Source organism: Roseitalea sp. MMSF_3546 (genome assembly GCF_030732865.1).
In the GTDB taxonomy this organism is placed as follows: domain Bacteria; phylum Pseudomonadota; class Alphaproteobacteria; order Rhizobiales; family Rhizobiaceae; genus Roseitalea.
Genome location: NZ_JASHKB010000051.1, coordinates 1 through 6924 on the forward strand (window position 1 = coordinate 1; position 6924 = coordinate 6924).

Annotated in this window: 7 protein-coding genes and 1 pseudogene; 5 read left to right on the forward strand and 3 right to left on the reverse strand. The window is 63.1% G+C overall.

All coding sequences use genetic code 11. The annotated features are described in order from the left end of the window. From RBB34_RS19590 to RBB34_RS19605, 4 genes are all read left to right on the forward strand, one after another. Positions 1-539, forward strand: a 539-nt coding sequence (locus tag RBB34_RS19590) for a DUF3363 domain-containing protein (protein WP_306120932.1), incomplete at its 5' end; no start/stop codon positions are given. A gap of 22 nt (positions 540-561) precedes the next feature. Further along, the gene (locus RBB34_RS19595) at positions 562-2568 is read left to right on the forward strand and encodes a conjugal transfer protein TraG (RefSeq protein WP_306120933.1); all 2007 of its coding nucleotides are present in this window, start codon (positions 562-564) and stop codon (positions 2566-2568) included. 11 nt (positions 2569-2579) lie between these two features. Further along, positions 2580-2999: a CopG family transcriptional regulator gene (locus RBB34_RS19600; RefSeq protein ID WP_306120934.1), complete on the forward strand. Its 420-nt coding sequence runs from the start codon at positions 2580-2582 to the stop codon at positions 2997-2999. 129 nt (positions 3000-3128) lie between these two features. After that, positions 3129-4019, forward strand: a complete 891-nt coding sequence (locus RBB34_RS19605; protein ID WP_306120935.1) for an LD-carboxypeptidase — start codon at positions 3129-3131, stop codon at positions 4017-4019. A 435-nt stretch (positions 4020-4454) separates the two neighbouring features. Here the strand turns inward: RBB34_RS19605 and RBB34_RS19610 are convergent, their stop codons facing one another. Both RBB34_RS19610 and RBB34_RS19615 read right to left on the reverse strand, forming a co-directional pair. Next, complete coding sequence (locus RBB34_RS19610) at positions 4455-4832, reverse strand: VOC family protein (protein WP_306120936.1); 378 nt, start codon at positions 4830-4832, stop codon at positions 4455-4457. Between the two features lie 195 nt (positions 4833-5027). Then, on the reverse strand, positions 5028-5756 hold the full coding sequence (locus RBB34_RS19615; protein WP_306120937.1) for an N-acyl homoserine lactonase family protein: 729 nt from the start codon (positions 5754-5756) through the stop codon (positions 5028-5030). Between the two features lie 192 nt (positions 5757-5948). Here RBB34_RS19615 and RBB34_RS19620 point away from each other — a divergent pair, with 192 nt between their 5' ends. Beyond that, positions 5949-6707 (forward strand): helix-turn-helix domain-containing protein, encoded by a 759-nt coding sequence (locus RBB34_RS19620; RefSeq protein ID WP_306120938.1) that lies wholly within the window; start codon positions 5949-5951, stop codon positions 6705-6707. 14 nt (positions 6708-6721) lie between these two features. Here the strand turns inward: RBB34_RS19620 and RBB34_RS19625 are convergent. Further along, positions 6722-6924 (reverse strand): annotated as a pseudogene (locus RBB34_RS19625) (hypothetical protein); the annotation flags it as partial.

Below are 6924 nucleotides of genomic sequence, written 5' to 3' on the forward strand. Positions count from 1 at the left end.
GATCGCGCGAGAGCGACCGTCCGCGCCTCTCTTTGGTCGGACGATCCGACTTGACGCTGGACGCGCAGGTGTCTGCCGACGGCGCGACCTGGCTCGACCGTCTGCAGTTCGCACGCGAGCGCGCGCCGCTCAGCCAAGTGGGCTTCGGCGCCGAGGTGTCCGTCGCCCTCGAACGGCGCATCGATCATCTGGCGGCGGAGGGTCTTGCGGCCCGCAAAGGCGGCCGCGTCAGCTTCTCCCGCGATCTTCTGAAGACGCTGCGCGAGCGAGACCTCGCTGCCGCCGCCGCGAAGCTGGAATCCGAGACGGGATTGAAGCGCCAGAAGAGCGGCGACGGGGAGACGGTCGCCGGCGTCTATCGCCAGCGCCTCGATCTCGCCTCGGGCCGCTTCGCCATGCTCGACAACGGATTGGGTTTCGAACTCGTGCCCTGGAAGCCGCAACTCGAAAAACATCTCGGCCAGAGCGTGACTGGCACGATGACCCCGGGCGGCGGCGTCGACTGGTCGCTCGGCCGCAAGCGCGGCCTGACGCTTTGAGCCACCGACCGGAGAAAACCCCATGACGAAACGCGACGTCCAATCCCCCGCCACCAAGATCCTCTGGGGTCAGATACTGATCGTCAGCCTGGTCGCGCTGCTCTTCGTCTGGGCCGCGACCCAGTGGACCGCATGGCGGCTCGGCTTACAGCCCGAACTGGGCGAGCCCTGGTTCTCTCTGTTCGGCTGGCCGGTTTACATCCCGCCCGCCTTCTTCTGGTGGTGGTACTGGTACGACGCCTATGCGTCGCGGGTGTTCGTCGAAGGCGCGATCATCGCCGGCACCGGCGGCATCATGTCGATCGTCGTCGCCATCTTCCTCTCCATCTTGCGCGCCCGCGAGGCATCGGACGTCACAACATACGGCTCGGCGCGCTGGGCTGAGACGAAGGACGTCGCGGCGGCCGGTCTGCTCGACCCTGACGGCGTGGTGCTCGGCCGGTTCGACCGAAACTATCTCCGGCACGACGGTCCCGAGCATGTGCTCTGCTTCGCGCCCACACGATCCGGCAAGGGTGTCGGGCTGGTCGTGCCGTCGCTCCTGACCTGGCCGGGTTCCGCAATCGTCCACGACATCAAGGGCGAGAACTGGCAGCTCACCGCCGGCTGGCGGTCGCGGTTCAGCCGGGTGCTGCTGTTCGATCCGACCAATGCCGACAGCGCCGCCTACAATCCGCTGCTCGAAGTCCGGCGCGGTGACAGCGAAGTGCGCGACGTCCAGAACGTCGCCGACATCCTGGTCGATCCCGAAGGTCTGCTCGAACGCCGGAACCATTGGGAAAAGACCAGTCATGCGCTCCTCGTCGGCGCGATCCTCCACGTCCTCTACGCGGAGGCGGACAAGACGCTCGCCGGCGTCGCCGCCTTCCTTTCCGATCCCCGTCGACCGATTGAGGAGACGCTGACGGCGATGATGAAGACGCCGCATCTGGGAGACCGGCCGCATCCGGTCGTCGCCCAGGCGGCGCGCGAACTTCTCAATAAGTCTGACAATGAACGTTCGGGCGTGCTCTCGACCGCCATGAGCTTTCTCGGCCTCTATCGCGATCCCGTCGTCGCCAAGGTGACTAGTCGCTGCGACTGGCGCATCCGCGACCTGATCGAAGGCGACAGACCGGCGACCCTCTATCTCGTCGTGCCGCCGTCAGACATCAGCCGCACCAAGCCGCTTGTGCGCCTCGTCCTCAATCAGATCGGCCGCCGCCTGACGGAAGACCTGCATGCGAAGCGCCGCCACCGGCTGCTCTTGATGCTCGACGAGTTTCCCGCGCTCGGCCGGCTCGATTTCTTCGAGAGCCAGCTCGCCTTCATGGCGGGGTACGGATTGAAGGCCTTCCTGATCGCCCAGTCGCTCAACCAGATCGAAAAAGCCTACGGCCAGAACAACGCCATCCTCGACAACTGCCATGTCCGCGTCGCCTTTGCGACGAACGACGAACGCACGGCCAAGCGCGTCTCGGACGCGCTGGGCACGGCGACCGAGATGCGGGCGATGAAGAACTATGCCGGTCATCGGCTCAGTCCCTGGCTTGGCCATCTGATGGTCAGCCGCCAAGAGACGGCGCGGCCGCTTCTAACGCCCGGCGAGATCATGCAGCTCCCACCCCATGAGGAGTTGGTGCTGGTCTCCGGCGCGCCGCCGCTCCGGGCGCAGAAGGCGCGCTACTTCAAGGATCCGCAGCTACAGGCGCGCATTCTGCCACCGCCAGCCTCGAAGGGAGTGATCGAAGGCCCGGCGGCATTCAAACCCGATGATTGGTCCTCCGTTGCGCCCATCGCACCAGACCTTGCCAACGCGTCGGGCAAGGCGACGGACGACGAGGATTCCGATGGCGGCATCCGCCGCGAGCCCGAGATCCCGGAACACGAGGATATCGCGCCGGAACGTCCGGCGCCCGCGCGCGAGGAGTTCGCCGCGCTGGATGACGAACCCGATGACGATGCCCAGCGCGCGAAGCAGCTTCAGGACCGCTTCCGAGGCGTGGCGCGCCAAGCCTCGCTCGATCCCGACGACGGCATCGAGCTTTGAGAGGGAGCGGGATGAAGAAGGACCGCCTCAACGTCTATTTCGATCCTGCATTAACCGCCGAGCTGGAAAACCTCGCGGCGCGGCGCAAGGTGTCGAAGTCGCAGATCGTCGAGGCCGCGCTCGCTTCCTACCTCTCACCTGACGGGGCCGATCAGCGCGAGGCCGCCATCGTCCGCCGGCTCGACCGGCTGACCCGCGCCATCGAACGGCTGGAGCGCGATCTCACCATCTCCACTGAAGCCCTGGCGCTGTTCGTGAAGTTCTGGCTGACCACGACACCGCCGCTGCCCGATACGATGCGGGACGCCGCGCAGGCCAAGGGGCGCGAACGCTATGCGGGGTTCGTTGAAGCGCTCGGTCGGCGACTGGCGAAGGGCAACACATTGACGAAGGACGTGTCGGAAGAGATCAAGGATCGTGCTGCGAGCTAACGGCCGCGTCGAGTCCAGTGCGACGAGCCGAGCCTCTATTGCTCAGGTCCGCTTCCAAAGCTGTTGAGTGGGTTCGGTTTGCCGACCAGCGAACTTGGACAGCACAAGTCGGCCAACTAGAAGGAGCTCATGGCCATTTTGAACGAGGGCGATCTTGTGCGTTTTGTGTCACCGGCGAGCACCCCGGAGACGGCGGGCGTCGAGCGCCGTGCGGAGATGCTCAAGTCGTGGGGTCTACGCGTGGAAATTGCGACCCACGCTTTTGACAAGTTCAGCTATCTTGCCGGAACTGACGATGATCGTCTGTCCGACCTCGAAGACGCCTTGCTCGATCGCGATGTCCGGGCCGTGTTTGCAACGCGCGGCGGCAAAGGCTCTTACCGCATCGCCCATCGGCTGGCCTTCGATCGAATCCGTTTGGACCCGAAGCCGCTGATAGGGTTCAGCGACATCACCCTCTTGCACCTTGTTCTTTTTCGGGAGTGCGCCGCAATCGGAGTGCATGGGGCCTTGAAGTGCGACGCTGACGAGAACCTCAGTGGTGGGGCGGCCGCTTCTCTGCACGCGCTCCTCATGGGGAATGATCGTCACCTAGTCCACTCCGACGCGACGCTTCCTTCCGCCGCGCTCTCGACGAGCGGCAGGGCGAATGGACCGCTCGTCGGCGGTAACCTCGACATGATTGCCACGGCAGCTGGCTGGGCGCTGCCATCGCTGCGAGGCGCAATCCTCCTGATCGAGTCGGCGGGCCTCGGCATCGGTCAGTTCGACAGAGCGCTGACCATGTTGACGCGCGCCGGCCACTTCGACGGAGTCGCTGGTATCGCCATAGGCCACATCACAGGGACGCCTGCCAATCCGCCTCTTGATGCGATCGAGCTGCTACGCCAACATCTATGTCGCTTTGGCGTCCCTGTGCTCGGCGGCCTTCCCATTGGGCATGACGCGGACGCGAGAGCTGTCTTGATCGGAGCACCGACGGAGATCGACGCCACTGCCGGGGTGTTGATGCAACAGTGACCGGCGTCTCCGTCCGATCAATCGTTTAGGCACCTACCGGTCCCTCTATCGGCCGACGTTGGAGAGCGCTTTCTGCGTGTCCGCTTCGTTTCGCTGAACCGATCTTGACAGCTCCGATCCGCCGTTACCTTGTCCTAGCGCGTAACAGCACTACTAAGTCGTCGCATCGACTGATCGCGGCAAAATCGCGGTCTTCTTGATCGACCCCGCAAGCAAATGCGGGGCCGCGAATGAGCGGCCAACCTTTCAGAACAGGAGCGATCGAACGCGACTGCCGCGCGCTTCGCATTGTGCTCAGCCCCTACATCAGCAGAGTTATCATGACCAAGCGTTCCCCGAGATGAGGCTCCCACATTCGCGTCCGGTACACGATCGTCAAACCGAGATGGAGATCATCATGCAACGTCGCCTCAGGTGTTCCCATCGCAAGCTGCGCTAGGACCCGGCACCTTGATGAAGGGCGATACGGTTGCCCTCGCTATCCTCGATTTCGGCAACAAAGCCCTGATCGTCGATGTGCTTCCTCGGATAGAGCACCTGCGCGCCGTTTTCCGCCGCCAAGGCCAATGCCCTGTCGATATCGGCGACGGAGAAGTAGACGATCGCCCCGGCTTTGGACGGCTCGTAGACATCGCCCTTGACCAGTGCGCCGCTCGCGCCGGGGCGGCCATCGGCATGCGGGAACAGCGCCATCTCATAGCCGTCGATCGTTGCGCGATCGAGTTCGAAGCCGAACACGGCAGTGTAAAAGGCTGTCGCGCGATCGAGGTCTTGGACGGGAATCTCGATGTATGAAACGGGGTTGGTGGTCATGGGTCGACATTCACAGTTGCGTCTTCGGTTCGCGGTGCGGGCTACCGGCCGGGACTTCGAAGCCCGGCAATGACGCAAGGTCAGGAGTAAAGGACAAGCTGGGTCTGAACCGATAGCGCGATCGCCCGCGCAGCCCCGTCAAGGATCCTCGTTTGCCACCAGAAGAGCGACCGCCGCAATCACACCATGTCGCCTCTAGGAATAAAAGGCCGGGGCGTGCCGAAGCGTCGGCCACTGTCTTGCGTCATGCCCATAGATCGTGAGCGCTGCGCGCTCTTGTGACGCCACCTGCGCCAATTTTCGGGTGCTCGCTCTGATCTGTGCTTCATCTTCCGGGGTTTCGGCCCAGTCGGTGAGCCAGATTTCCCTTTCGTCGGGGTCGGCCATTGATTGATCCATGACCGCATCAATCGCGAGGATCACGGGTCCGGTTTCCGCCAGGCGAATCAGCACCGACTGGTGCCCTGGCACATGACCGCTGGTCTCGATCACCTCCACGCCCGGCAGGATTTCCTTGTCGCCCTCGATCATGCGGTAGCGAAGATCGGGATGGTCCCAAGCATCCCGATTTCTGGCGAAGCGCGGGTGACCGCTTCGGGCCAGTTCAAGATGCTTTCGTTGGACGATCAACTCGGCGCCCGTGAACAGATCATGGTTGCCCGAGTGATCGTCGTCGAGATGGGAGCATATGAGCAGATCGATATCGCCAGGGGTCAGCCCGATACTGCCCAGCCGGGCGGCTGCGGTGTCTTCTTCGGCAATTTCGAGCGTCAGACCGGGCGGGTGCATGGGGTCGGTCACGTAGGACCGTGGCCAACCGGTATCGACGAGCACATTCGTCCCGTCATCCGCCTGGATCAGGTATCCGCAGACGGGAATGCCACCCGGCTGCATGGTGCCAAAGTGGAGCAGGTAAAGGCGCATTGGGGTGTGCTTTCTCGTTCGAGGGTGTCTGACTTCCTGGCGAAAGGCATGGGATGGATGCAGCCGCACTTGGCCAGGCGGGCTTCAGTGTTTTTTGGCACGGTCATCCGCAAGAAGTACTGGAATCAATAACCTCACGAGTTATAGCATTCAAAAATGCAGGCTGTTCGCATCCGAATGGAGTTAGCAGAGTTGAGTGAATTCGGCCGGTTGTTGAAGCAATGGCGAACCCGGCGGCGGATGAGCCAGATGGCGCTGGCGCTCGCCGCCGACGTTTCAACGCGCCACATTTCCTACCTCGAGACCGCCAAATCGAGGCCCAGCCGAGACATGGTGTTTCGACTCGCCGATGCTCTGACCGTACCCGCCAACGCTCGCAACGAGTGGCTGGCGGCGGCTGGCTTCGCGCCGATGTATGAAAGCCGAACCATCAGTAGTGCGGAACTCGCTCCGTTCATCGATGCCGTCGATCGCCTCCTCAAGCGCCACGATCCATACCCGGGCTGGCTGTTTGATCCCGGTTGGCAGATCGTTCGCGCTAATGATGTCGGGAAGCAACTGCTGCGCCGTCTTGGCATCTCTGTAGGCGACAACCTGATCGCCGCAATCGCGCGCGATCCGACCATGGGTGGCGCGATCGTCAATTGGCGGGAGACCGCGCTTCATCTCGCTCAATGGCTGAAGGGCGAAGCCCACCGTCGCAATGACGCCGACACACTAAAGATAGCAGAAAATCTAGCAGCTTCGGGTCTTGAGAAGTTTCAGGTCACACCGGCACCCGCCGCCATAAACACTGAATTGTCGCTCGATGGTCACCGAATTGAATTGGTGTCCATCCAGGGCGCCTTTCACACGGCGAACGACCTGACGCTAGCGAATCTGAGGATGGAACTGCTGTTTCCTGTCGATGCCGAAAGCGAGCGTAATCTCACCGAAGCGTTTCCGCAGTAAGCCTTGCAGCCCGGTCAGGCCGTGCGCTTGCGCGCCTCAAAATAGTTGTTCTGGCCCTCATCGACATGTTCGGCGATCACGTCCAGCCCCGCCGCGTCGAGGATGCGGCCATATTCCTCCGCGCCCAGCGACGCCGACCGCCGGCCGGTCAGCACATCGTCCCAGGCGCAGACCTGGCGCGGCGCGGTGAACAGGAACCGCCCGCCGGGTTCCAGCG

Excerpts from the sequence above, each read along its gene's own strand:
- RBB34_RS19595 (WP_306120933.1), top strand. The coding sequence starts at position 562 with ATGACGAAACGCGACGTCCAATCCCCCGCCACCAAGATCCTCTGGGGT.
- RBB34_RS19610 (WP_306120936.1), bottom strand. The coding sequence starts at position 4,832 with ATGACCACCAACCCCGTTTCATACATCGAGATTCCCGTCCAAGACCTC.
- RBB34_RS19615 (WP_306120937.1), bottom strand. The coding sequence starts at position 5,756 with ATGCGCCTTTACCTGCTCCACTTTGGCACCATGCAGCCGGGTGGCATT.
- RBB34_RS19605 (WP_306120935.1), top strand. The coding sequence starts at position 3,129 with ATGGCCATTTTGAACGAGGGCGATCTTGTGCGTTTTGTGTCACCGGCG.
- RBB34_RS19600 (WP_306120934.1), top strand. The coding sequence starts at position 2,580 with ATGAAGAAGGACCGCCTCAACGTCTATTTCGATCCTGCATTAACCGCC.